Source organism: Reyranella sp., from assembly GCF_050185545.1.
Lineage (GTDB): Bacteria > Pseudomonadota > Alphaproteobacteria > Reyranellales > Reyranellaceae > Reyranella.
Genome location: NZ_JBFWZI010000003.1, coordinates 88,457 through 109,954, shown reverse-complemented (window position 1 = coordinate 109,954; position 21,498 = coordinate 88,457). Strand labels below are relative to the sequence as shown.

Below are 21,498 nucleotides of genomic sequence, written 5' to 3'. Positions count from 1 at the left end.
CGCCACGCGCTGGCCGCGCTGCTGATGGAGCAGGGCCACCTTGCCGAGGCGGAAACCGTCTATCGGGACGATCTTGGCCTCAGCGGGCGGGTCCAGCGCTGCACCCAGCATCCCGACAATGTCTGGTCGCTTCACGGCCTGGTCGAATGTCTGCGGCGACGCGGCGAGACGGATGAATTGCCGGCGCTCGAAGCGAAGCTTGGCGCGGCTCTGACCAAGGTCGACGTTCCGATTACCTCGTCGTGCATGTGCAGGACCAAGGTCTACCAGGCCAAGGAGTGCTGCTCCTGACGCAACGCCCCTCGCATCTCCAATCCCTCCCCCGTAATCGGCCGTAATCGGGGGAGGTGCCCCGTCATACGGGGCGGAGGGGGAAAGGCATCAGGCGAGACACATGAAATTCTGACGTCGGAACTTCATGAATCTCGACTGAGGCTCTCCCCCTCCGGCCCTACGGGCCACCTCCCCCGAATACGGGGGAGGAAAATGAGATGTGTCCGCTCCGTAGCCGATGACGGAGAAGGAATTGTTGAGCTCACGGCCGGTCTGCCGAGACCAGGGGAAGGCTCCTCAGGCGTTGGCCGGTCAAATTGAAGAGCGCATTAGCCGGCGCCGGTGCGACGGGCGGAACGCCGGGTTCGCCGAGACGGCCCCACACGTCGCTCAGCGCGGCCACTGGCGCAGCGCCACCAGGCCGCCGTCGATCGGCAGCATGAGGCCGGTCACCCAGCGCGCTTCGTCAGAGGCGAGATAGACCGCGCCGTGCGCGACGTCCCAGGCCGTGCCCTCGGTTTTCATCGGCACCATGTTGCGGCGGCGTTCGCGCGCCTCCGTCCCCATGTGCGCCACCATCGGCGTGTGCACGGATCCCACGACGATGCAGTTGGCACGGATGTTCTGGGTCGCATAGTCGGCCGCCACCGACAGGGTGAAGCCATGCAGGCCGGCCTTGGCCGTCGAGTAGGCGACCGCGCCGGGACTGCCCATCAGGCCGAGCGCGCCGGCGATCGACGACACCATGATGATCGATCCGCCGCCGCCCTGCTTCATCTTCGGCAGGCAGTGCCTCGTGCAGAGCATGGTGGTCGTGAGATTGGCCTCGATGACCTTGTGCCAGTCGGCAAGGCTCACCGTCTCGGGCGTACCCGGCGCGCCAATGCCGACATTGTTGTGCAGGATGTCGAGCCGGCCGTACTGCTTCACCGCGAAGTCCGCCATCGCCTCGGCGGCCTCGGGCTTGGCGACGTCGGCGGCGAACACCGCGGCCTCACCGCCCTCGTCCTTGATCTGCCTGGCGAGCTTTTCGGCCCGCTCGGCGCTGCGATTGACCAGGATGACCTTGGCGCCCTCCCGCGCGAACAGAACGGCCGTGGCCATGCCGTTGCCGACGCCCTCGCCGCGCGGCGCCGCGCCCGTCACCACTGCCACCTTGCCCTTCAAGCGGTCCGCCATGGCCTCTCTCCCCATCGAATGCTATTTGCTCGCACCACCCACCTTAGCGGGGAGCCTCGCGCCATGACCAGCAACTCCACGACCTACGAAGGCGGCTGCACCTGCCGGCAGGTGCGATATCGCATGACGGCAAAGCCGCTGTTCGTGCATTGCTGCCACTGCCGCTGGTGCCAGCGCGAGACCGGCACCGCGTTCGCGCTCAACGCCATGATCGAGGCCGACCGCGTCGAGCTGCTGAGCGGCGAGCCGGAGCCGGTGATGACGCCGTCGGCGAGCGGCCGCGGCCAGAAGATCTGGCGCTGTCCGACATGCCGCATCGCGGTCTGGAGCAACTATGGCGGCGCCGGCGACGCCGTGCGCTTCGTGCGCGTCGGCTCGCTCGACGAGCCCGACCGCCTGCCGCCCGACATCCACATCTTCACCTCGTCCAAGCAGCCCTGGGTGGTGCTGCCCGAAGGCGCGCCGGCAGTCACCGAATACTACGACACCAAGAAGACCTGGCCCGCGGAGAGCCTGGCGCGCCGCGAGGCGTTGCGCGCCAAACGGAGCTAGTCAGATCGGCTGGCCGGCGGCGTCGAGCAATAACGTCTTCACGAGCCGGCCATTCGAATCATAGTGCCATTGCTTGACCGACCAACCGCCATCGTCACGCCGATTGACAGGCTTGTCGTCGGTGTCGAAGCAGCGTTCTTCGATGCGCAGCCCACGCTTGTCGTAAATGGTCCTGACGATGCTTCGTCCTGCGGTGTTCATCACCGGCCTTCGCTCGGGATCGAGAAAACGCATGACAACCACCCGGCCGAGAGAATCATACTCGTTTACCCGGATTGCATAGCCATATTTATTCGGCGCCGCCGCTCCATCACTGTCGAAATACACATACTCGACCGCGTTATCATGCCGATCGAACTTTGCGCGCCATCCCGCATAACCGTCACCGGAGGCGATCGGTTTCCCAGCTTCGTCGAAGTACTCCTCCCTGATCTGATTGTCGCGTTCATCGAATGTCAGGATGACCCTCGCATATCCGCTTGCAGTCCGGGCGGGCTGCGACTTGTCGTCGAAAACGCGAGTCTCGATCTTGTTACCGCGAGCGTCATAGACCAGCTTGATTCTATGGTACCCATCGACGGAAATCGGCTTGCCCATTTCGTCGAAGTAAGCCTCGTCGACGATCTTGTCCTGTGTGCCGAACTTGGCCCGACGCTCGGAATATTTCTCGTTGGAGCGGGTCCGCTTCCCGTTCTCGTCCCGGTAGATCACTCTAATGATATTTCCACGCGGGTCGAGCTCGACCGCTATGCTGGCGTAGCCGGACCTGGTGACCGTCGGGTTTCCCGCCGTATCATAGTAGGCGTATCCGACACCTTTATTGTTGCTGTCGAACGACGTGACGATCTTGGCGTAGCCCTCCGCGGATAGCGTCGGCTTTCCCGCTTCATCGAAGTATTCCTGCTCGACCAGATTGCCGCGAGGGTCATGGGTTTTCATCGTACCGGCATAGCCGTCCGCCAATCGAACGGGATTTCGGTCTTTGTCGTAATAGCTCTCCCTGACCACGCGTCCCTGCGCGCTATGGACGAAGGCGATACTGGCGTAGCCGGCTTTTGCCACCGTCGGCTTTCCTTCCGCATCGAAGTAGGCGACTCTTACCTTCTCGCCCTCTCTGTCATAGTCCGTGAGCGCCTTGGCGTAGCGCTCGTTGGACAGGGTCGGGTTTGCCTGCTCGTCAAGACAGGCCTCTTCGACAACTCTACCGGCGCTGTCGTAATCCTTGACGACCTTGGCGCAACCTTCTTTCGACCGGGTAGCCTTTCCTCGCTCGTCGAAGTAGGCCTCTTCCCGGACGTTGTGTCGCTGATCATGGACAAGAATCTTCTTTGCATATCCGTTTTTGGAGAGGGTCGGCTTCCCCGCCGGGTCGAAATAGGCAAACTCGGTGGCCAGGCGATGGTCGCCATAGGCTGCCGTGAACTTCGCATAACCCTCCTTGCTTCGCGTCGGTTTCCCGTCCCGGTCGAAGTAGCTAATCTCCATTATATTGCCAGACTCGTCGTACTTTCTGACGGCGCTGGCATAGCCGTCGCTCGATAGCACAGGCTGGTTGGCCAGGTCGAAGAATGCCGACTTGGTTCGCCGGCCCCGCTGGTCACGTTCCATCACGAGCCGGGCGTGGCCCTTCTTGTTCAGCGTGGGCTGCCCCGCCTCATCGAGATAGGCGCGCTCCAGTTCCGCGCCACCAGGGCCATACGCCAGCGTCATCGCCGCGTAGCCCTCGTTGTTCAGCGTCGGATGGCCCGTTTCATCGAAGTACTCCTCCCTGACCTGATTGCCGCGGGTGTCGTAGGTGAGCACCCAGCGCGCAACGCCTTGCGGGCCGCGAACCGGCCGGCCGTTCTCGTCGAACAGGGAGAACTCCACGGGTCGAGCCGCTTCATCGCGCCGGACGCGCATTTCGGTAAACCCGGCTTCGGTTCGCATCGGCTTGTCGCTGCGCCCGAGGGACACGACGCTGACAATCAGGCCGTCGGAGCCGCGTTCCGTTCGATGGCCATAGGCTCCGCCGAAGAAGCGTTTCGGCTCTCCGTCTGCATTTGTGTACCGTTCCAGTTTCTCCAGGCCGCGGTTAGGCCCGTCCTCGAAACGCTCGTAGTTGATGGTCGTCGCCGTCAACCCCAGCGACCCGAACTGGAAGAGGAGGCCGCTCTCAGCGCGAAAATCAGCCGTGAGTCCCCCCTTGGTGCCGGGGTACTCCAAGCTGAAAACGACACGGTTCGTCGCATGCAGGGTTTGCCTGATGACCCTGTCCTTGCTATCGCGCTCCCACACGACGCTGCATACCCGCATCGGACTATCCCAGGAGCCGGGAACGTCCATACCGACCGCGTCCGACATTCCCCGGGCTGCACAGTTGCCGCTGCCGTCGACGACATCCATGCGGACAACCGGTCCGAGTCGCCCCTGTCGAACGATCCGGAATGTCCGGGCGCGATGGGCAACATCGTCGGGATGCACGGCGCCGACGCCCTCGAACGCCCCCCATCGCTTCGCATAGGCGTTGTAATGCCGCGCGTGATCGCGGAAGTAGAAATCCCAGACGACAAGGCCGCCGACAAGCAGAAGCAGCCCTGCCGCAAGCGCTGCCGCCCTGGTCAACAGCCGGCGCCGACGCATCTGCGCGTCGGCTGCCGCCGAGGCCTCGATGAACGCGATCACGCTCGCGCCGAGGTCCGACCGCCGGCTCGCGAGAAGTGTCTTGCCCTCGGCAAGGGGGCGGCCGCCCGGCAGGAGTCGGCTGGCGTCCCGCTTGTCTGCCTCCCACAGGACCGCCGCCGTCTCCAGCCGTGCCTTGCAACGCAGGAACTCGCGATCCTGATCGACCCAGCGGCGCAGCAGCGTCCAATGGCGGATCAGCGCTTCATGCGTCACCTCGGCCGTATCCACGCCGCTTGCCGGATCGCGCGTCGTCACCACCAAGCGCGCATCGGCCAGACGCCGGATCACCGAAAGGGCGGTTTCATTGCCGACCGGGAGGACTGCACGCTGTCGCGTATCCTCCGTCTTCTCGCCGGGTCGCACCATCTGAAGCAGCATGCGTCGTGCGGCATCCTTCTGCTCGGCGCTGAGCTTCTCGTACTCGGCGTCGGCACGGGCGGCGATGGCACCCTGGACGCCGCCCATATGCTCGTAGGCGTCGTGATGCAGGGTGTTGCCGCGACGCTGCTCCCACAATGCCGCCAGCACGAACTCGAGAAGCGGCAAGCTGCCGGGCTCGTCGCCGACGTCGTCGAGAAGACGGTCGACCAGGCCGCTTTCGAAGTGCAGGCCGACCTTCTCGGCCGGTTCGGTGATCGAGCGCTCAAGCTCCTGCGGCGTCATCGGCCCGAGGTTGACCTGCGCCCCCTGGAGACGGTCGGCGAAGGATCGATCCGAGAGGGCTTGGCCAAAAAAATCGCCGCGCAGGGTGAGCACGACGGTGACCGGCCCGCGCGACGACGCATCGAGTATCTCGGCGAGAAACCGCCGCCGCGCGCCGTCGTCCGCGGTCAGGGTATAGAGCTCCTCCCACTGGTCGACGAACAGCAGCAGCCGGTCGGTCCCAGGCTGCGTCTTGAGAGCGTCCGCCACCACGTCGCACAAGGCGACGGACCCATCGGCAAAATGCTCGGCCAGCTTGTTGATCTCGGCCAGACGCTCGACGCGCGTCATCTGCGGTTCGAGCAGTGGCACGAACGCGGCGGCAAGGCTGTGGAGCGGCCGGTCCGACGGAACCAGTGTCGCGATCTCCCAGACCCGGCCGCCGGCCGTCTTGCGGCGCAGTCGAGGGATCAGCCCAGCACGGACGACGGACGACTTGCCGATGCCGGATGCGCCCACGACAGCAACCAGGGAGGAACGGTCGACGGTCTCGACGAGCTTGTCGGTGAACGCCTCGCGGCCGCAAAAGAAAGCGGCATCCTCCTCGCGGAACCAGCGCAAGCCGCGGTAGGGGCAGATCGCCGCCCTGACGGCGGCGCTCTTTTGCACACCGGCGGAAACCGGCGGCTGACCGCGAATTGCCGCGCACAGGATTTCGAGTGCGGTTTCATCCGCGATATTCGCCGACAGGTCGACCCAGGTATTGAGCCTGAGAAAACCGAGCGCTGGATCGGCCCGTGTCAGCAACACCGGGATGACCGGAAAGCCGGGTTCGCGTCCCTGCCGGTCGAGCGCCAGATCGCTCTCCCGCTGCTGCCACGACCCGAGGCCTTCGACACCGAGGAAAACCGCCACGGACTTGCACGACGCGAGCGTGCGCTCCAAGGCCTGCGGCCATGGCTGTCCGGGTACCATATACCAGCGATCGAGAAACACGCTGAGGCCGCGCCCGGTCAGTGCGCGGGCAACCGCTTCCACGGAAGCGTGGTCGCGCCAGTGATAGCTGAAGAAGACGTCGAAGCCGCCCATGGTGGTTGGCCTGCCCATCGGTCGTATGCAGTTACAATTCTACCACCGCCCTGAGCGAGCGGCTAACGAGCGATCGTTAGGCGGCTCAAAACGCTGCGGCGAAAAGCTGCCGAGCGCTCCGTCGATGAACTTGGCGGCGCAGCGGCGCCACCGTGCCATCATTGACGCCACGGGGATGCGCCAACTACATCGCCTATGCCGGTTGTGCTTCACTCCAAAGCGATCAGCTCTAGAAGCTGCTGAGATCGGCGACGGCGCCGGCGATCATCCGCGTGCCGATCGCCATCAGCAGGATGTCATTGGCCACACGGACGTACTCGTAACCCACCGGAAGCGGTGAAAGCTGGCCCAGCAGGACCGGCGGCAGGGGATAGTAGGCAATGCCCCCGGGAAGCGGCTGGCCGATCGCCCACACTTTCTTCGCCTGGCCAGGCGGCATGCAGCCGTTGCCCTTCTTGGCCAGGCCGGGCGGGCAGTTCCCGGCAACATACTGGGTTCGATAGTAGGAATAGATGGCGTTGCGATCCCGATCGATGACGACGACGTTGCCTCGCTGCGGTCCGCCGGGCGATGCGCCCGGACCACCTCGTCCCTGGCCGGGAGGCCCCTTGTCGACCTGACCGGGCGGGCCCTTGTCGACCTGGCCGGGCGGGCCACCGCCGCGACCATGGCCGGGTTGCGCCAAGGCGGGCATCGCCATGAGGGACACCACGACAAGGGACGTGAGGGCAACGGATTTGTTGATCATGGGATCGGCCTCCGTATCGTGTCGCATCGGACGCCACGATTGTGGCGGCTCGGGGGTGAACGCCTACAGGCGGCTGAGGTCGGCGACCAGCGCGGCAACGACCCGCGTGCCGATGCCCACCACCAGAAGATCATTCTCGACGCGCACGTAATGATAGCCCGCCGGCGAGGGCGAGAGCTTGGCGATCAGCGCCGGCGGCGGCGCTTCGCCCTTGACGCCGTCAGCGAGCGGCTGGTCGAGCCGCCACTGCGGCTTGCCCGGGCTCGGCGCCAGGCACGCGTTGCTCATCCTGACCAGCGGCAGGGGGCAGCGGCCCGCCGCAATCTCGGCGCGGTAGTAGGCGTAGACAGCTTCGCGATCCCGTTGCGGCACCGTCATATTGAGCGTCGGCAAGGGCGCCTGCGGCGTCGGTGACGCCGGCTTGGCCGGAGGCGCGGGTTTAGCCGGTGGCGCGGGGTTGGCCGGGCGATTGGCGGGCGCCTGCGCGAGAGACGGCAGCGCCGACAGGGCGCCCGCGAGCACCAACAGGGCAACCGATACCGCACGCATGATCAGGCCTTCCGGTAGTCCGGAAGCCTGGCGGCGAGCCACTTCGCCAGGGAGGCATTAACGGCCGCCGGCTTTTCCTGTGCCATCCAGTGACCGGACTGCACGACGACCTCCGTCAGGTCGGCGCAATCGCGACGCATCGGCTCGGGCAGCTTCGAGGTCATGGTCTCGCAGGTCGTGTCGTAGGCACCGTGCAGGAACAGCACCGGCATGGCGAGCTTGCCGTCGTTCACCGACCGCTTGGCGTAGGCGCCGTTGGCCTCGTGATTCATGTACCAGGAGTCCGGGCCGAAGAAGCCGTTGCGGGTCAGCGCCGCCGCATAGGCCTCGAGATCCTGCTCGGTCAGCACGTCGGCATCGCGCGGCACGTCGGGACAGGCGCCGCCGCCGAACCACCCACCGGCCGCACGCACCATGGAGGTCGGCGCCGGTTTGCCGACGCGCGCCGGATCGCCCTTGCGGAACAGCGCCTTCACCACGTTGCGGATATTGCCCTCGAAGGTCTTGCACGCCTTGTCGAAATTCTCGCGATAGAAGAACTGGTAATCCCACTGCCCGGCCGGGAACTTGTCCGCGGGATAGACCGAGCGGTCGACCAGCGGCACCACGGTGTCGAGCGTGAACCCCGAGGCGAGGTAGGGTACGCAGAGGCTTGCCACGCCGACCGTCTTGTCGGGATGATGGGAAGCGACGTTCCACACCACGGGGCTGCCCCAGTCGTGGCCGATCCACACTGCCCTGTCGCGGCCGAGTGACGCCAGCAGCTCGAGCATGTCGGCGACGATCAGTTCTTGGGCGAAATCCTCGTGGCGCGTGTAGGTATCGGAGCGACCATAGCCGCGCATGTCGGGCGCGACGCAGCGGAAGCCCAACGCCGCAAACGCCGGCAACTGATGGCGCCACGAGCGCGAGAGCTCGGGCCAGCCGTGGCAGAAGATCAGCAGCGGCCCCGCTTCCGCTCCGCAGGCGAGGTAGCCCGTCGTGTGGCGCGCGGACTTGACGGTGTGTTCGGTGATCGGGAATGTCATGGCGAGGGGAGATTCACATGGAAATCGACACCGGCACAACCGAACTCTTGTGCAGCGTCAGGGACGGCGTGGCGCTGATCACGCTCAACCGGCCCGAGGCGCGCAACGCCATGTCGGACAAATTGACACCGGCGCTGCGCACCCAGATCCGCGAGCGCGGCGAGGACCCGAACGTCGGAGCCCTCCTGATCACCGGCGCCGGCACCGCCTTCTGCAGCGGCGGCGACGTCAAGGGCATGGGCGGTCGCGGACCTCGCGGGCAGATGAGCTTCGAGGAGCGCCTGGGCGACCTGCGCTGGCGCCAGGCGGCGCTGACCGGCGCGCTGGTGGCCTTGCGCAAGCCCACCATCGCGGCCCTGCCCGGGGCGGCGGCCGGCGCCGGCCTCGCGATCGCACTGGCCTGCGACATCCGCATCGCCGCCAGATCGGCATTCGTCAGCACCGGCTATGCGCGCGTGGCCCTGTCGGGCGATTACGGAATCGCCTGGCTGCTCACGCGCACCATCGGCTCGGCGCGGGCGCGCGAGCTGATGTTCACCGCCGAGCGCGTCGATGCCGAGCGCTGTGAGCGCATCGGCCTGGTCAACCGGGTGGTGGCCGACGACAAGCTGCAGGCCGAGGCCTTCGCGCTTGCCAAGTCGCTGGCCGAAGGCCCGCGCGTGGCGCTGCGCAACATGAAGGACAATCTCGACGACGCCTTGCACATCGACTATCCGACCGCACTGTTCCGCGAGGCCGAGCGCCTCGTGCAAGCGTCGCGCACGGAGGACCACAAGGAAGCCGTGCGGGCGTTCGTCGAGAAGCGGAAGCCGATGTTCGTCGGGAAATGATCTCATTCTCATCCCCAGCTCCGCTGGGGAGGTATCGGCGTCTTACGCCGACGGAGGGGTCATGAGTCTTCCGGACCGCGGGCGTCCCGCCCCCTCATGCTCATGATCATGACGTGAGCGGGCGGGACGCCCGCGGTCCGGAAGAGCATGAGCATGACCCCTCCGTCGCGTACGACGCGACACCTCCCCGGCTTCGCGGGGAGCACTCATGAAACCCGCACCGCCCGCTTGCCGCGGTTGTTGCCTTCGAACAGGCCGATCAGCGCCTGCGGCGCCTTGTCGAGGCCGTCGACGATGTCGACGATGGCCTTGATGCGGCCGTCGGCGACCCACTGCGCCAGGCGCGCCTCGGCCGGCGCGCGCTGGTCGAAGAAATCCATCACGACGAAGCCTTCCATCCTGAGGCGCTTGGTGACGACCAGGCCGGGCACCGCCATCGGTCCGGGCGCGGGCTTCTCGACGTCGTATTGCGAGACGTTGCCGCAGCAGACGATGCGGCCACGCAGGTTCATCAGCGACAGCGCCGCCTCGAGCACCGGCCCGCCTGTGTTGTCGAAGTAGACATCGACGCCGCCGGGGCAGACGGCCGCCAGGGCGCGGCGCACCCCGCCCGCCTTGTAGTCGACCGCCGCGTCGAAGCCGAGCTCGCGCACCAGCCAGTCGCACTTGTCCTGGCCGCCCGCTGTGCCGACGACGCGACAGCCGGCGAGCCTGGCGATCTGGCCCACCATCGTGCCGACGGCGCCCGCCGCGGCGGAGACCAGCACCGTGTCGCCGGGCTTGGGCTTGCCGATCTCGAGCAGGCCGAAATAGGCGGTGAGCCCGGTGATGCTGAGCGGCCCGACCAGATGCTCGAGCGGCGCCTGGGTCGTCCGCCTGGTGACGCGCCGCGCCGGCAGCGCGGCGTAATCCTGCCAGCCCCAGTCGCCCTCGACGATATCGCCGGGCTTCAGCCCGCCCGACTTCGAGTCGACCACCTCGCCGATGGCGAAGCCGCTCATCACCTGGCCGGGTTCGAGCGCATCGCGGTAGGTCTTGCCCATCATCCAGGCGCGGTTGGCCGGGTCGAGCGACAGCAGGCGCGTGCGCACCAGCACCTCGCCGTCGCGCGGCACCGGGATCGCCGTCTCGGTCCATTGGAAAGTGTCGGCGCCGATCTTTCCCTGAGGCTGCCGGGCGTAAAGCCATTGACGATTCATGGGATCAATCCTGGTAGCGCGCCGCGCGCTTCTGAAGGTTGGACATGACGGCTTCGATCTGGTTGGGCGATCCGATCAGCTTCTGCTGTTCGACCGATTCGGCCAGCAGGCCGGTCCTGGCGTCGGTCGCCACCGCGTCATTGAGTAGCCGCTTGGCGGCGCGAACGGCATCGGGACTCTTGCCCGCGATGTCGCGCGCCGTCGCCAGCGCCGACGCCCGCGGATCCTCGACGAGCCTGGTCACGAAGCCCAGCCGCTCGGCCTCCGTCCCGTCGAACACCCGGCCAGTGTAGGTGAGCTCGCGCACCACGTCCTCGCGCGCCAGATGGCGCATGAGCTGCGTGCCGGCGAGGTCGGGAACCAGGCCCCACTTGATCTCCATCACCGAGAAGCGCGTGTCGGCCGTGGCGTAGCGGATGTCGGCGCCGAGCGCGATCTGGAAGCCGCCGCCGAAGGCCACGCCATGCACCGCAGCAATCACTGGCACCGGCAGGTCGCGCCACAGCCAGGCGCATTGCTGCGGGCGGTTGGCGATGCCGTGCGTGCGCACCGTGAGGTCGCGCGCACCGGGCACGCCCGAGCCGTTGTCCTTCATGGCGGCGAAGCTGCCCATGTCGAGACCGGCGCAGAAGGCGCGGCCCTCGCCGGACAGCACCACGGCGCGCAGGCCCTTCATCCTGGCAAGCTCGGCGCCGGCCTCGACGATGCCTTCGAACATCGCGGGATCGAGCGCGTTCATCTTGTCGGCGCGGATCAGCCGGACGTCGGCGACACCGTCGGCGAAATCGATCGAGACCCTGTCCTTCATTTCTCGTTCTCCCCGTTCAGTCCCGTGTTCAGCCATTCCCGCAGGCGGCGCTTGACCTCGTCCCGCGAGACCGGCGTGCCGGGCTTCGGCCACATCAGCACCGCGATGCCGCGCTGCACGTCGGCATAGGTGCAATCGTCGGGCAGGCGATCGAGCAATGCCCTGACTTCCGCCTTCACATCCGTCATCGCGTCACCATTATCCATACGGCTTGCCCGATATAGACCGTGCCGATCACCAGGATCACCCGTCGGGTCCAGTGATAGAACTGCTTGTCGGACATACGGTCGAGGAAGCGCCGCGACAAGGTCGTTCCGAGAGTGGCAAACACGGAGGCGTAGCCGATCACCAGCCATTGCCCGAGATCCCGGCCGGCCGGGTCGGCGATCAGGCCGGCGAAATAGGTGACCTTGGTGAGATGGCCCAGCACCTGGGCCGCCGCCTTGGTCGAGATGTTGACCTGCCGCGTCATGCCGGTCCGGACGTAGAAAATGTCGAGGATCGGCCCGGTCACCCCCGACACCAGCTGCATGGCGCCGCCGATCACGCCGGCCACGAAGGCCTGGCCGCCGCGCTCGATATTCGGCGCGATGCGGTGCGGCACCGACAGCGCCACGAACGGCGTCAGGCCGAGCACCATCAGCACCATCGCCTTGTCGGGCACGAAGTCGAGCGACGAGAACGCCACGAGCGACGCGCCCGAGCCGAGGCCGAAATTGAGCACCACGCGCCAGTTGACGTGATGCCGCCACAGCCAGGCCCGCCAACCGTTGGCGGCAATCTGGATGACGCCGTGGAACACCATGGCGACCGGCACCGGCAGCAGCACCAGCAGGAAGCCGATCAGCAGCATGCCGCCCGCCATGCCGAAAATGCCGGAAATGAACGACGTCGCGACGGCCACGGCCGCCAGGGCCAGCATAACGGGAAGCGAGAACATCCGCTCGCGGCGTAACCCAGGGGGCGGCGGGTGTCGAGCGACGCCTCTCTTTTTCCTCCCCAGCGTCTTCGCTGGGGAGGAAGATGAGAATATTCCCATTCTCCGGCGGGTCTGCTCTAACCGCTCGTACGGAGTGCCCCAATGCCCGACGCCGATCTGCTGTTCATGCCCGCTACCAAGGCGGCCGCCCTGATTCGCGCCCGCAAGCTCTCACCCGTCGAGTATGTCGACGTCGTCCTGGCGGCGGTCGAGCGCGCCCAGCCGAAGCTCAACTGCTTTCGCCAGGTGCTGGGCGAGGAGGCACGGCGCGCCGCACGCAAGGCCGAGGAAGCGGTGATGCGCGGCGAGACGCTCGGTCCGCTGCACGGCGTGCCGGTGAGCGTGAAGGACCTGATCGACGTCGCCGGCGCGCACACGCGGCACGGCTCGGCGATCTTCGAGGACAATGTCGCCAAGGCCGACGACGTGCTGGTGCAGCGCCTGCGCGCCGCCGGCGCCATCGTCATAGGCAAGTCGACGACGCCGGAGTTCGGCGTGAAAGGCCTGACCGACGGCCCCTCCTTCGGCGTGACGCGCAATCCGTGGAACCTCGAGCGCACGCCCGGCGGCTCGAGCGGCGGCGGCGCAGCGGCGGTCGCCTCCGGCCTGGGCCCGATCGCGCTCGGCACCGACGGCGCCGGCTCGATCCGCGGCCCGGCCTCGTGCAGCGGCCTGGTCGGGCTGAAGGCCACGCTCGGCGCGGTGCCGGCCGACACGACGCGCGATGCCTTCGGCAACAACGTCTATGCCGGGCCGATCACGCGCACCGTCACCGATGCCGCGATCATGCATGCCGTGCTGACGGGGCCGAGCGGCAAGGATCCGTGGAGCCAGGGCGGCGAGGACAAGCGCCGGCTGTCGCCGGCGCTGACCGGCGAGGATTTGTCGGCCATCCGCATCGGCTACGTCGAGCGCACCGCCAACCCGCGGGTCGCAGCCGACGTGCGCGCCAACACGCGTCAGGCGCTCGAGGCCTGGCAGGCGATGGGCGCCGAGGTCGAGGAGGTCACCGATCGCGTCGACTGGATCGAGTTCGAGGGCCGCGTGCTCTACCAAGCCAACTTCGCGGTCTTCTGCGCGCAATACCTGCCGAAGTGGCAGAACCAGATGGACCCGGTGACGCTCGCCTTCATGGAGCGCGGCAGCAGGTTCAGCCTGGCCGATTTCCGCAACGCCCAGTTCGCCCGCACCGGCCTGTTCCGCGCCATCCAGGCGCTGATCGAGCGCTACGACTTCCTGGTGATGCCGACCAATTCGCGAACTGCGCTCGATGTCACGCATGACGCCGCCAACGACGAGGTCGTGGTCGACGGCGAGAAATGCGGCATCACCCGGCAGGGCTGGACCTCCTATCAGTATCCTTTCAACCTGACCGGCCATCCCGCCCTCGCCGTGCCGTCGGGCTTCGGCACCGACGGGCTGCCGACCTCGGTGCAGATCGTCGGCCGCTGGGGCGCGGAGACCGACGTGCTGCGGCTCGGCGCCCTGCTCGAGCGAGCGCGCCCATGGGCCCAGCACCGGCCGATAAATTTCTGACGCGGCGAACCCTTCCTGCCGTGAGGCGCCTCTCATGAACGTGGCCATCACACAGGAGGCGTCGTTCATGTCGTTCAAACGCAATATCCCGGGCTGGGAGCGGGTCGTGCGAGCCGCCCTCGGCGGCGGACTGCTCGCGATCGTCTCGATCGTTCCGCTGACAGGCCTCGCTGGCTGGGCCGTCGGATTGGGCGGCGCCGGCATGGTGCTGTCGTCGCTGATGGGCTTCTGCCCTGCCTGTGCGCTCGCCGGCCGTCGCCTGCCCGAGGCACCATGAGCAGCCTCTCGCGCATCGACACGACGCTGGTCGTCGCCGCCAAGGCCGGCGATGCGGCGGCGATCGACCGGTTGCTCGCCGTCTCGCAGCCCGACCTCCTGCGCTTCGCGCGCCGCACCTGCGCGACGACCGAGGACGCCGAGGACGCGGTCCAGACCGCGCTGTGGCAGCTCCATCGCCGGATCGGCACGTTGCGCGTGATCGCCGCATTCGCGAGCTGGCTGTTCCGTATAGTCGAACGCGAGTGCCGCCGCCTGCTCGGTCTGAGACGGCCGACCGTCCCGATCGACCAGGTGGCGGGATCGATGCTGGCGATCAATCCGGTTCCGGTCGGCCTGCAGCGCGACCTCGGCGCCATGATCGCTGCCCTGCCCGCCCTCTACCGCGAGGTTCTGGTCCTGCGCGACATCGAGGAATTCACCACGCCGGAAGCCGCCGCCGAGCTCGGCATCTCGGTCGACGCGGTGAAGAGCCGCCTGCACCGCGCCCGCCGCCTGTTGCGCGAAAAGCTTCTGGACGCGGGGTACTGGAGGTCATGAGCGACTATCAGAATCGCGCCGACCTCGGCCGCGTCCCCGAGCTGCTGGCGCTGGCGCCGGTCGAAGGCAAAGCCTTCCTCGCCTTCAACCACAGCGTCGAGCGTGGCGATGGCGCCATCCCGCGCAAGTACCGCGAGCTGATCGCGCTCGGCGTCGCCTTCACGACGCAATGCGCGTACTGCATCGACACCCACACCCGCCAGGCGCTCGAAGCCGGCGCGTCGAAAGAGGAAATCGCCGAAGCAGCCTTCGTCGCCGCGGCGGTGCGCGCCGGCGGAACGCTGGCGCACGCCCTGTTGAGCCTGCGGCTTGCCGACAGATAGTCGACGTTCGGCTTGCGCTCGCCTGCCCCGTCATCGGCTACGGAGCGGACACGTCTCGAATCCCTCCCCAGCCTTACGTAGTCTTACGGGGGAGGTGCCCCCGAAGGGGGCGGAGGGGGAAGGCCTCAGACGAGATCGATGAGATTCCGTGCCGGATTCAGAGACATCTTCATTGGGGCTTTCCCCCTCCGCCCCGTAAAACGGGGCACCTCCCCCGATTACGGGGGAGGAAAATGCAAGAGCACGGGAGAAGCACACAAGCTGGGTTGATCGGGCCGACGGAAGGCCACTATCTTGACCTGCATCCTCGGGAGGCCAAGATGCGCCGCCGCAAACTGCTCGCTCTGTCCGCCGGAACGCTCGCAGCGCCGGCCCTGATCACCCGGCCCGCTCGCGCCGCCGTCGAGACGCGCGAGCAGCACGGCTATCGCATCCGCACCTACAGTGTGCGGCCCGGCTCGGGCTCGCGCGATGTCGCCTGCAATGCCGACGGCACGGTGTGGTTCTGCGGCCAGCGTGACGGCACGCTCAATCTGCTCGATCCGCGTGACGGCAGCCTGAAGGCGGTCAATCTCGGGCCGGGCGCGGCACCGCACGGCGTGGTCGTCGGTCCCGACGGTGCGGCCTGGGTCACCGAAGGCGGCCAGAACTCGATCGCCCGCGTCGATTCCAGGGACCATCGCGTCCAGCTCTGGAAGCTGAATGGCGGGCCGTCCTACGCCAACCTCAACACGCTGGTATTCGACAAGCAGGGCATCCTCTGGTTCACCGGTCAGGGCGGCGTGATCGGCCGCTTCGAGCCGGCCAGCGAGAAGATGCAGGTGTGGGACGCGCCGCGCGGCTACGGCCCCTACGGCATCGCGCTCACGCCGCAGGGAACGGTCTGGTACGTCTCGCTCGCCGGCAACTACTTGGCGGAGATCGATCGTTCGACCGGCGCGCCGCGCATCGTCGAGCCGCCGACGCCGAAGCAGGGCGCGCGCCGCGTATGGTCGGACAGAAGCGGCCGTCTGTGGATCAGCGAATGGAACAGCGGCAACGTCTCCATGCACGATCCGGCTACAGGCGGCTGGAAGGCGTGGAAGTTGCCCGGCGAGCGGCCGCGCTGCTATTCGGTCTATGTCGATGACCGCGACGCGGTGTGGCTGAACGATTTCGCCGCCAACGCCATCGTGCGCTTCGATCCGAAGACAGAGACCTTCCTCTCGTTCCCGTCGGACAAGTCGGGTGCAAACGTGCGCCAGATTGCGGGCCGCCCGGGCGAAACGTGGGCCGGCGAAACGGGCACCAACCGGATCGTCGTCATCGACAAGCCGCAAGCCTGAGCACATGCGCTTCTGGATAGTGGCGGCCGCGTTCATGGTCGCCGCAGGCGGCGTGCGCGCCCAGCCGTGCAACATGGCCGCCTTCGAGCCGTGCCAAGCCTGCCATGTGCTGACGCGCGACGCCGGCCAGAAGCCCGGCCCGCAGCTCGCCGGTCTGATCGGCCGGCCGGTGGCCGGTGATCCTGCCTTCGACTATTCGCCGGCGCTGCGCAGCGCGCGCGACAAGGGCGATGTCTGGACGCGAGAGCGTCTCGAGGACTTCCTGACCGATCCGGAGGCAATGTATCCAGGTCAATGGATGGGCAGCCCGCCGATCCGCGATGCCAGGCAGCGCACAGATCTGCTGTGTGTTCTCGGCGGACGTTAGCTTGACCGGGCACATTCCGCCCGCTGGTTCCGGCCGGGCGGAGTGCTCTAGAACGAGGTATGACCTTGCTCCCTCCTGCCGTTGCGCCGATCGTCCTGCTGCTCGTCTCCAACGTTTTCATGACGTTTGCCTGGTACGGACACCTCAAGTTCACCGATCGGCCGCTCTGGCTGGTGGTGGTGGCGAGCTGGGGCATTGCCTTCATCGAATACTGCTTCGCCGTTCCGGCCAATCGCTGGGGGCACGCGGTCTATTCGGCAGCCGAGCTCAAGACCATGCAGGAGGTGATCACGCTCACCGTGTTCGCCGCCTTCTCGGTGTTCTATCTCGGTGAGCGCATCAACCTCAATCACGCTGTCGGCTTCGCCCTGATCTGTGCCGGTGCGTTCTTCGTGTTCCGCGGTCCCCTGCCGGGCTGGCCCTGAAGATAATCACAGGTCGCCTCCGAGACTTGGCTGCTAGAACGCGCGGGATGAACGAGTTCCGTCCTGCGTAAGGGTCCTTGGGGAGACTGGCGATTGACCGGAGCGGGCAGGCGGCGATGGCGCGAATGGTTCAGGCGTGAAGGCCTGGCGCTGATCGTCGTCCTGCTGATCGCCGCCCTGCTGCGGCTCTGGCGACTCGAGGACAACGGCTTCGGCACTGCATACTACGCCGCCGGCGTGCGCAGCATGCTGCAGGGCGCGGGCCTGTTCTTCTACAACGCCTTCGACCCGGCGGGCTTCATCTCGCTCGACAAGCCGCCGGTCGCCTTCTGGATTCAGACGGCCTTTGCAGGGTTGCTGGGCTATGACGGCTGGGCGATCCATCTGCCGCAGGCGCTGGCCGGCACTGCCTCGGTATGGCTCATCCATCGCCTGGTGCGTCGCGCGTTCGGCGTGCCGGCTGGCCTTGCAGCGGCGCTGCTGCTCGCCCTGTCGCCGATCGCCGTCGCTGTCGACCGGTCCAACAACACCGACTCCTGGCTGGCGCTTTTCTTGCTGCTTGCCGCCGTCTTGGCCCTGCGCGGCCGTGGCCTGGCGCTCGTAGCCTCGATGGTCCTGCTGGGCATCGCCTTCAACGTAAAAATGCTGGCCGCCCTGGTGTGTGCGCCGGCGCTGCTCGCCGCCTGGCTTCTCTCGACGAAGCTCGATTGGCGGCGCCGCCTGGGATGGATGGCCGCCAGTGGGGCAGTTCTCATCGTCATCTCATTCTCGTGGGCTGCCGCCTTCGACCTCACGCCCGAAGATCGCCGGCCCTATGTCGGCAGCAGCCACGACAACTCGATGCTCGAGCTGATCGTGAGGCACAATGCGCTCGAGCGCTTCGTACGCCCCGAGCGACCGACGACGGGTGCCCCGTCGCTGCCGGCAGCGCGCTTCGTGGCCTACGACAACGTGCCGGTCGGGCCTTTGCGGCTCGCACAGCCGACGCTGGCGCCACAGTTCGCCTGGATGCTGCCTCTGGCCGTGATCGGTGTCGTGCTCGGTTGGCGCCGGCGGCGGGCAGCCATCGCCCTGTGGGCGGTATGGGCGATCGCCTACGGCGTGGTGTACAGCGCCGCCGGCGGGATCTTCCATGCCTACTACCTGTCGACCCTGGCGCCGCCCCTGGCCGCGCTCGCCGGGATCGGCGGCTTCGAGCTGTGGCGGCGAGGACCACGGCATCTCGCCGTCGGTCTCGCCGTCACGGCACTCTGGCAGGGCTACGTGGCCGGCTCGGCCCTCGGCTGGGATTCGTGGTGGCTTGCCTGCCCGGTGCTCGCCCTGCTCGTCGGGGTGGCGACGCTGTGGCGCGACAAGCGACCGCCGGCCCTGATCGGCGCGCTCCTGCTGCTGATCCTGCCGACGGCCTGGATGCTGAGCGCCCTGTTCGCCCCGGGCAATCTCACCCTGCCGTCGGCAAGCCTGGTGCGCTGGCTCGGCCGGGACGACGGCCGTGGTCCCATCCTGTCGCGCGACTGGCGTGCCCTGACGGACGACCCCAGGCTGGCGGCCTTCCTGCGGGACAATCGCGGCAAGGCGCGGTTCCTGCTCGCCGCTCCCAATGCCCTGCTCGCCGCGCCGGTGATCGTGCGGACCGGCCAGCCGGTCATGGCGTTCGGCGGCTTCTCCGGCACCGATCCGGTGATGGGCATCGATGCCTTCGCGAGGCTCGTCGAGCGAGGCGAGGTGCGGTACGCGGTCCTGGGCAGCACGCGACGGCAAGGCGAGTTCGAGCGCTGGGTCGTGGCGCATGGCCGGCCGGTCGATCCCGCGGCCTGGCGCTCGCTGCCGCCGGAGCCGCGGCGTACCATCATCCTGTTCGACCTCACCGCCCGGTAGTCGGCGCCACCCTGCCGTCTGGCCGGCAGGCCGCTGCGGGTCGCGCGGAACCGCTCGCCCACTCGTCGGTGACGCCGTTTGAGCCACCCCGTGAGGCTGGCTATGGTTGGTCCGTTGAGCATTGCGACCAAATCGTAATGGTACCGACAAAACCGGTTTGCCAGCAGGGAGGTATGTGGGCATGGCAACGATCGTTCTGGCGCATGGCGCCTGGTCGGCGGCGTGGGCGTGGAAGAAGATGCGGCCGCTGCTGCGCGCTGCCGGGCACGAGTTCTTCTCGCCGACCTACACCGGTCTCGGCGAGCGCGCCCATCTGGCGCACCACGAGATCGACCTGTCGACCCACATCCACGACGTGACAGCGGTGCTCGAATTCGAGGATCTGCGCGACGTCACCCTGCTCGGCCACTCCTATGGCGGCATGGTGGCGACCGGCGTCGCCGACGCGGCGCGCGATCGCATCTCCCGGCTCGTCTACATCGACGCCTTCGCGCCGCGCGACGGCGAGAGCCTGTTCGACCTGGTTGGCCCCAAGGCCGAAGCCAACATGCGTGCCGGTGCGATGAAGGACGGCGCCGGCTGGAAGCTCCCGATCAACCCCATGCCGCCCGATACCGCGCCGGATGATGTCGCCTGGGCAAGCCCGCGCCGCCGGCCGCAACCGATCAAGACCTTCGAGCAGAAGCTGCGGCTCGTCTCGAAAGAGGCGCCGCCGCCGCGTCATTACATCTATGCCAAGCGCAACGGACCGGGCGACGTGTTCCGCCAGTTCGGCGAGCGCGCCAGGAGCGAGCCAGGCTGGAAGTACTACGAGATGGATTGCAGCCACAATCCGCATATCACCTGCCCCGAAGCGCTGATGGCGCAGCTCTCCGACATCATGGCCAGCAAATGACCGGCGTCCTCGCCCATTCCATCCTCGAACAGCTCGGCCGCGACCGGCGCGCCGACGATTCGCTCGCCTTCACCGGCGGCGGCGATCCGGTTTTCGCCACGCCGTGGCGCGTCGCCGAAGCGGGCTCGGCGGCATTGGGCGCGGTCGGGCTTGCGGTATCGGACCTGTGGCGGCTCAGGACCGGCAAGCCGCAGGCCGTGACGATCGACCGCCACGCCGCTGCAGCCTCGCTGCGTTCCAACACCTACGTGCTGCAGGACGGCAAGAAGCCGGTGTCGTGGGACCCCCTGGCTGGCCACTATCCGACGCGCGACGGCCGGGTGATGTTCCTGCACACCAACCATCCGCACCATCGTGCCGGCGCGCTGCGCATCGCCGGCGCTGCGGCGGAGACGCGCGAGGCGCTGGCCGCCGCGGTCGCCAGGTGGGACGGCCTCGCCATCGAGGCGGCGATCGCCGAGGGCAACTGCGTCGGCGGACTGGTGCGCAGCCGCGCCGAATGGAACGACCATCCGCATGGCATCGCCATCGCCGGCCTGCCGCTTATCGACATCGTCAAGATCGGCGACGCCCCGCCGCGCCCCCTGCCGAGGGGCGAGCGGCCGTTGAGCGGCGTGCGCGCCTTCGATCTCACGCGCGTGCTGGCCGGTCCGACCAGTGGCCGCGTGCTCGCCGAGAACGGCGCCGACGTCCTGCACGTCGCCGCTCCTCACCTGCCGTATCAGACCGAGATCCTGATGGACACCGGCCACGGCAAGCGCTGCACCTGGATCGATCTCAGAGAGCCCGCCGGTGTGGAAACGATGACGGCGCTGCTGCGCGAGGCCGATGTCTTCACCCAAGGCTATCGTCCGGGCACGCTCGCGGCGCGCGGTTTCTCGCCGGAGCGTGTCGCCGGGCTCCGACCCGGCATCGTCTGCGTCAGCATCTGCGCCTACGGCCATGCCGGCCCGTGGGCCGACCGGCGCGGCTTCGATTCGATCGTGCAGAACGTCACCGGCCTCTCCGCGACCCAGGGCACGCTCGCCAGGCCGCGCAATCTGCCGGTGCAGGCGCTCGACTACATCGCGGGCTATCTCGGCGCGCTGGGCGCCATGATCGGGCTGGCGCGGCGGATCGAGCAAGGCGGCTCGTGGCTGGTGCGCGTGTCCTTGGTCCAGGTCGCACACTGGCTGGCGAGCCTCGGTACGGTCGAGGCCGACAAGGGCATGGCAGAGCTCGGCGAGCCCGAGCTCGCGCGCTACCTGATGGAGAGCGACGGTCCGTTCGGAAGGTTGCGCCATCTCAAGCCGGTCGTGCAGCTCAGCGAGACGCAGCCCTTCTATGCACGGCCGCCGGAGCCGCTCGGCAGCTCGCCGGCGCGCTGGGCGTGAGTTAGCTAACTTGATTAGCT

General features: G+C 67.5%; 21 protein-coding genes and 1 pseudogene. 13 read left to right on the top strand and 9 right to left on the bottom strand.

Translation table 11 applies throughout. The features are described from left to right. A pseudogene (locus AB7O82_RS01740) lies at positions 1-291 on the top strand (hypothetical protein); the annotation flags it as partial. 372 nt (positions 292-663) lie between these two features. On the opposite strand, the gene AB7O82_RS01735 reads toward AB7O82_RS01740, so the two are convergent. Further along, positions 664-1,452 (bottom strand): SDR family NAD(P)-dependent oxidoreductase, encoded by a 789-nt coding sequence (locus tag AB7O82_RS01735; protein ID WP_428618517.1) that lies wholly within the window; start codon positions 1,450-1,452, stop codon positions 664-666. Between the two features lie 63 nt (positions 1,453-1,515). On the opposite strand from AB7O82_RS01735, the gene AB7O82_RS01730 reads away from it, so the two are divergent. After that, positions 1,516-2,004, top strand: coding sequence for a GFA family protein (locus tag AB7O82_RS01730; RefSeq protein WP_428618514.1), 489 nt, complete (start codon positions 1,516-1,518; stop codon positions 2,002-2,004). Here AB7O82_RS01730 and AB7O82_RS01725 read toward each other — a convergent pair whose 3' ends face one another. The 4 genes from AB7O82_RS01725 to AB7O82_RS01710 all read right to left on the bottom strand — a co-directional run bounded on the left by AB7O82_RS01725 (position 2,005) and on the right by AB7O82_RS01710 (position 8,724). Further along, positions 2,005-6,399: a TIR domain-containing protein gene (locus tag AB7O82_RS01725; protein ID WP_428550247.1), complete on the bottom strand. Its 4,395-nt coding sequence runs from the start codon at positions 6,397-6,399 to the stop codon at positions 2,005-2,007. Positions 6,400-6,628: 229 nt separating this feature from the next. Further along, positions 6,629-7,147, bottom strand: coding sequence for a hypothetical protein (locus AB7O82_RS01720; RefSeq protein WP_428550245.1), 519 nt, complete (start codon positions 7,145-7,147; stop codon positions 6,629-6,631). Positions 7,148-7,210: 63 nt separating this feature from the next. Next, the gene (locus AB7O82_RS01715) at positions 7,211-7,696 is read right to left on the bottom strand and encodes a hypothetical protein (protein WP_428550243.1); all 486 of its coding nucleotides are present in this window, start codon (positions 7,694-7,696) and stop codon (positions 7,211-7,213) included. A 2-nt stretch (positions 7,697-7,698) separates the two neighbouring features. Beyond that, on the bottom strand, positions 7,699-8,724 hold the full coding sequence (locus AB7O82_RS01710; protein ID WP_428550240.1) for an alpha/beta fold hydrolase: 1,026 nt from the start codon (positions 8,722-8,724) through the stop codon (positions 7,699-7,701). A 17-nt stretch (positions 8,725-8,741) separates the two neighbouring features. On the opposite strand from AB7O82_RS01710, the gene AB7O82_RS01705 reads away from it, so the two are divergent. Then, complete coding sequence (locus AB7O82_RS01705; protein ID WP_428550238.1) at positions 8,742-9,554, top strand: enoyl-CoA hydratase-related protein; 813 nt, start codon at positions 8,742-8,744, stop codon at positions 9,552-9,554. Positions 9,555-9,760: 206 nt separating this feature from the next. On the opposite strand, the gene AB7O82_RS01700 is transcribed toward AB7O82_RS01705, so the two are convergent. The 4 genes from AB7O82_RS01700 to AB7O82_RS01685 are packed head-to-tail and all read right to left on the bottom strand — an operon-like array spanning position 9,761 to position 12,501. After that, a complete protein-coding gene (locus tag AB7O82_RS01700) occupies positions 9,761-10,753 on the bottom strand; it encodes an NADP-dependent oxidoreductase (protein ID WP_428550235.1) in 993 nt (330 codons plus the stop codon). A 4-nt stretch (positions 10,754-10,757) separates the two neighbouring features. Continuing rightward, on the bottom strand, positions 10,758-11,561 hold the full coding sequence (locus AB7O82_RS01695) for a crotonase/enoyl-CoA hydratase family protein (protein ID WP_428550233.1): 804 nt from the start codon (positions 11,559-11,561) through the stop codon (positions 10,758-10,760). Continuing rightward, positions 11,558-11,749, bottom strand: coding sequence for a hypothetical protein (locus tag AB7O82_RS01690; RefSeq protein WP_428550230.1), 192 nt, complete (start codon positions 11,747-11,749; stop codon positions 11,558-11,560). The genes AB7O82_RS01695 and AB7O82_RS01690 overlap by 4 nt, the downstream gene beginning before the upstream one ends. After that, on the bottom strand, positions 11,746-12,501 hold the full coding sequence (locus AB7O82_RS01685; RefSeq protein ID WP_428550227.1) for a TSUP family transporter: 756 nt from the start codon (positions 12,499-12,501) through the stop codon (positions 11,746-11,748). The genes AB7O82_RS01690 and AB7O82_RS01685 overlap by 4 nt, the downstream gene beginning before the upstream one ends. Before the next feature lie 141 nt (positions 12,502-12,642). On the opposite strand from AB7O82_RS01685, the gene AB7O82_RS01680 reads away from it, so the two are divergent. From AB7O82_RS01680 to AB7O82_RS01635, 10 genes are all read left to right on the top strand, one after another. Then, a complete protein-coding gene (locus AB7O82_RS01680; RefSeq protein WP_428550225.1) occupies positions 12,643-14,076 on the top strand; it encodes an amidase in 1,434 nt (477 codons plus the stop codon). Positions 14,077-14,143: 67 nt separating this feature from the next. Then, positions 14,144-14,353 carry a YgaP family membrane protein gene (locus tag AB7O82_RS01675; RefSeq protein ID WP_428550222.1) on the top strand — a complete coding sequence of 70 codons (210 nt, stop codon included), beginning with the start codon at positions 14,144-14,146 and terminating at the stop codon, positions 14,351-14,353. Beyond that, on the top strand, positions 14,350-14,892 hold the full coding sequence (locus tag AB7O82_RS01670; RefSeq protein WP_428618512.1) for an RNA polymerase sigma factor: 543 nt from the start codon (positions 14,350-14,352) through the stop codon (positions 14,890-14,892). Before AB7O82_RS01675 ends, AB7O82_RS01670 begins: the two co-directional genes overlap by 4 nt. Beyond that, positions 14,889-15,215 carry a carboxymuconolactone decarboxylase family protein gene (locus AB7O82_RS01665; RefSeq protein ID WP_428543825.1) on the top strand — a complete coding sequence of 109 codons (327 nt, stop codon included), beginning with the start codon at positions 14,889-14,891 and terminating at the stop codon, positions 15,213-15,215. The genes AB7O82_RS01670 and AB7O82_RS01665 overlap by 4 nt, the downstream gene beginning before the upstream one ends. 320 nt (positions 15,216-15,535) lie before the next feature. Continuing rightward, complete coding sequence (locus tag AB7O82_RS01660; protein ID WP_428543823.1) at positions 15,536-16,540, top strand: virginiamycin B lyase family protein; 1,005 nt, start codon at positions 15,536-15,538, stop codon at positions 16,538-16,540. Between the two features lie 4 nt (positions 16,541-16,544). Next, positions 16,545-16,907: a c-type cytochrome gene (locus AB7O82_RS01655; RefSeq protein ID WP_428543821.1), complete on the top strand. Its 363-nt coding sequence runs from the start codon at positions 16,545-16,547 to the stop codon at positions 16,905-16,907. Between the two features lie 59 nt (positions 16,908-16,966). Beyond that, a complete protein-coding gene (locus AB7O82_RS01650; RefSeq protein WP_428543819.1) occupies positions 16,967-17,332 on the top strand; it encodes a DMT family protein in 366 nt (121 codons plus the stop codon). Positions 17,333-17,425: 93 nt separating this feature from the next. Next, positions 17,426-19,210: an ArnT family glycosyltransferase gene (locus tag AB7O82_RS01645; protein ID WP_428543817.1), complete on the top strand. Its 1,785-nt coding sequence runs from the start codon at positions 17,426-17,428 to the stop codon at positions 19,208-19,210. Positions 19,211-19,391: 181 nt separating this feature from the next. Continuing rightward, positions 19,392-20,105 carry an alpha/beta hydrolase gene (locus tag AB7O82_RS01640; protein ID WP_428543815.1) on the top strand — a complete coding sequence of 238 codons (714 nt, stop codon included), beginning with the start codon at positions 19,392-19,394 and terminating at the stop codon, positions 20,103-20,105. Further along, positions 20,102-21,478, top strand: a complete 1,377-nt coding sequence (locus AB7O82_RS01635) for a CoA transferase (protein ID WP_428543813.1) — start codon at positions 20,102-20,104, stop codon at positions 21,476-21,478. The genes AB7O82_RS01640 and AB7O82_RS01635 overlap by 4 nt, the downstream gene beginning before the upstream one ends. Positions 21,479-21,498 lie beyond the last annotated feature (20 nt).

Coding starts and splice junctions, on each gene's coding strand:
- AB7O82_RS01735 (WP_428618517.1), bottom strand. CDS start 1,452: ATGGCGGACCGCTTGAAGGGCAAGGTGGCAGTGGTGACGGGCGCGGCG.
- AB7O82_RS01700 (WP_428550235.1), bottom strand. CDS start 10,753: ATGAATCGTCAATGGCTTTACGCCCGGCAGCCTCAGGGAAAGATCGGC.
- AB7O82_RS01715 (WP_428550243.1), bottom strand. CDS start 7,696: ATGCGTGCGGTATCGGTTGCCCTGTTGGTGCTCGCGGGCGCCCTGTCG.
- AB7O82_RS01665 (WP_428543825.1), top strand. CDS start 14,889: ATGAGCGACTATCAGAATCGCGCCGACCTCGGCCGCGTCCCCGAGCTG.
- AB7O82_RS01685 (WP_428550227.1), bottom strand. CDS start 12,501: ATGTTCTCGCTTCCCGTTATGCTGGCCCTGGCGGCCGTGGCCGTCGCG.
- AB7O82_RS01635 (WP_428543813.1), top strand. CDS start 20,102: ATGACCGGCGTCCTCGCCCATTCCATCCTCGAACAGCTCGGCCGCGAC.
- AB7O82_RS01730 (WP_428618514.1), top strand. CDS start 1,516: ATGACCAGCAACTCCACGACCTACGAAGGCGGCTGCACCTGCCGGCAG.
- AB7O82_RS01680 (WP_428550225.1), top strand. CDS start 12,643: ATGCCCGACGCCGATCTGCTGTTCATGCCCGCTACCAAGGCGGCCGCC.
- AB7O82_RS01690 (WP_428550230.1), bottom strand. CDS start 11,749: ATGACGGATGTGAAGGCGGAAGTCAGGGCATTGCTCGATCGCCTGCCC.
- AB7O82_RS01655 (WP_428543821.1), top strand. CDS start 16,545: ATGCGCTTCTGGATAGTGGCGGCCGCGTTCATGGTCGCCGCAGGCGGC.
- AB7O82_RS01710 (WP_428550240.1), bottom strand. CDS start 8,724: ATGACATTCCCGATCACCGAACACACCGTCAAGTCCGCGCGCCACACG.
- AB7O82_RS01675 (WP_428550222.1), top strand. CDS start 14,144: ATGTCGTTCAAACGCAATATCCCGGGCTGGGAGCGGGTCGTGCGAGCC.
- AB7O82_RS01695 (WP_428550233.1), bottom strand. CDS start 11,561: ATGAAGGACAGGGTCTCGATCGATTTCGCCGACGGTGTCGCCGACGTC.
- AB7O82_RS01725 (WP_428550247.1), bottom strand. CDS start 6,399: ATGGGCGGCTTCGACGTCTTCTTCAGCTATCACTGGCGCGACCACGCT.
- AB7O82_RS01705 (WP_428550238.1), top strand. CDS start 8,742: ATGGAAATCGACACCGGCACAACCGAACTCTTGTGCAGCGTCAGGGAC.
- AB7O82_RS01720 (WP_428550245.1), bottom strand. CDS start 7,147: ATGATCAACAAATCCGTTGCCCTCACGTCCCTTGTCGTGGTGTCCCTC.
- AB7O82_RS01670 (WP_428618512.1), top strand. CDS start 14,350: ATGAGCAGCCTCTCGCGCATCGACACGACGCTGGTCGTCGCCGCCAAG.
- AB7O82_RS01650 (WP_428543819.1), top strand. CDS start 16,967: ATGACCTTGCTCCCTCCTGCCGTTGCGCCGATCGTCCTGCTGCTCGTC.
- AB7O82_RS01660 (WP_428543823.1), top strand. CDS start 15,536: ATGCGCCGCCGCAAACTGCTCGCTCTGTCCGCCGGAACGCTCGCAGCG.
- AB7O82_RS01640 (WP_428543815.1), top strand. CDS start 19,392: ATGGCAACGATCGTTCTGGCGCATGGCGCCTGGTCGGCGGCGTGGGCG.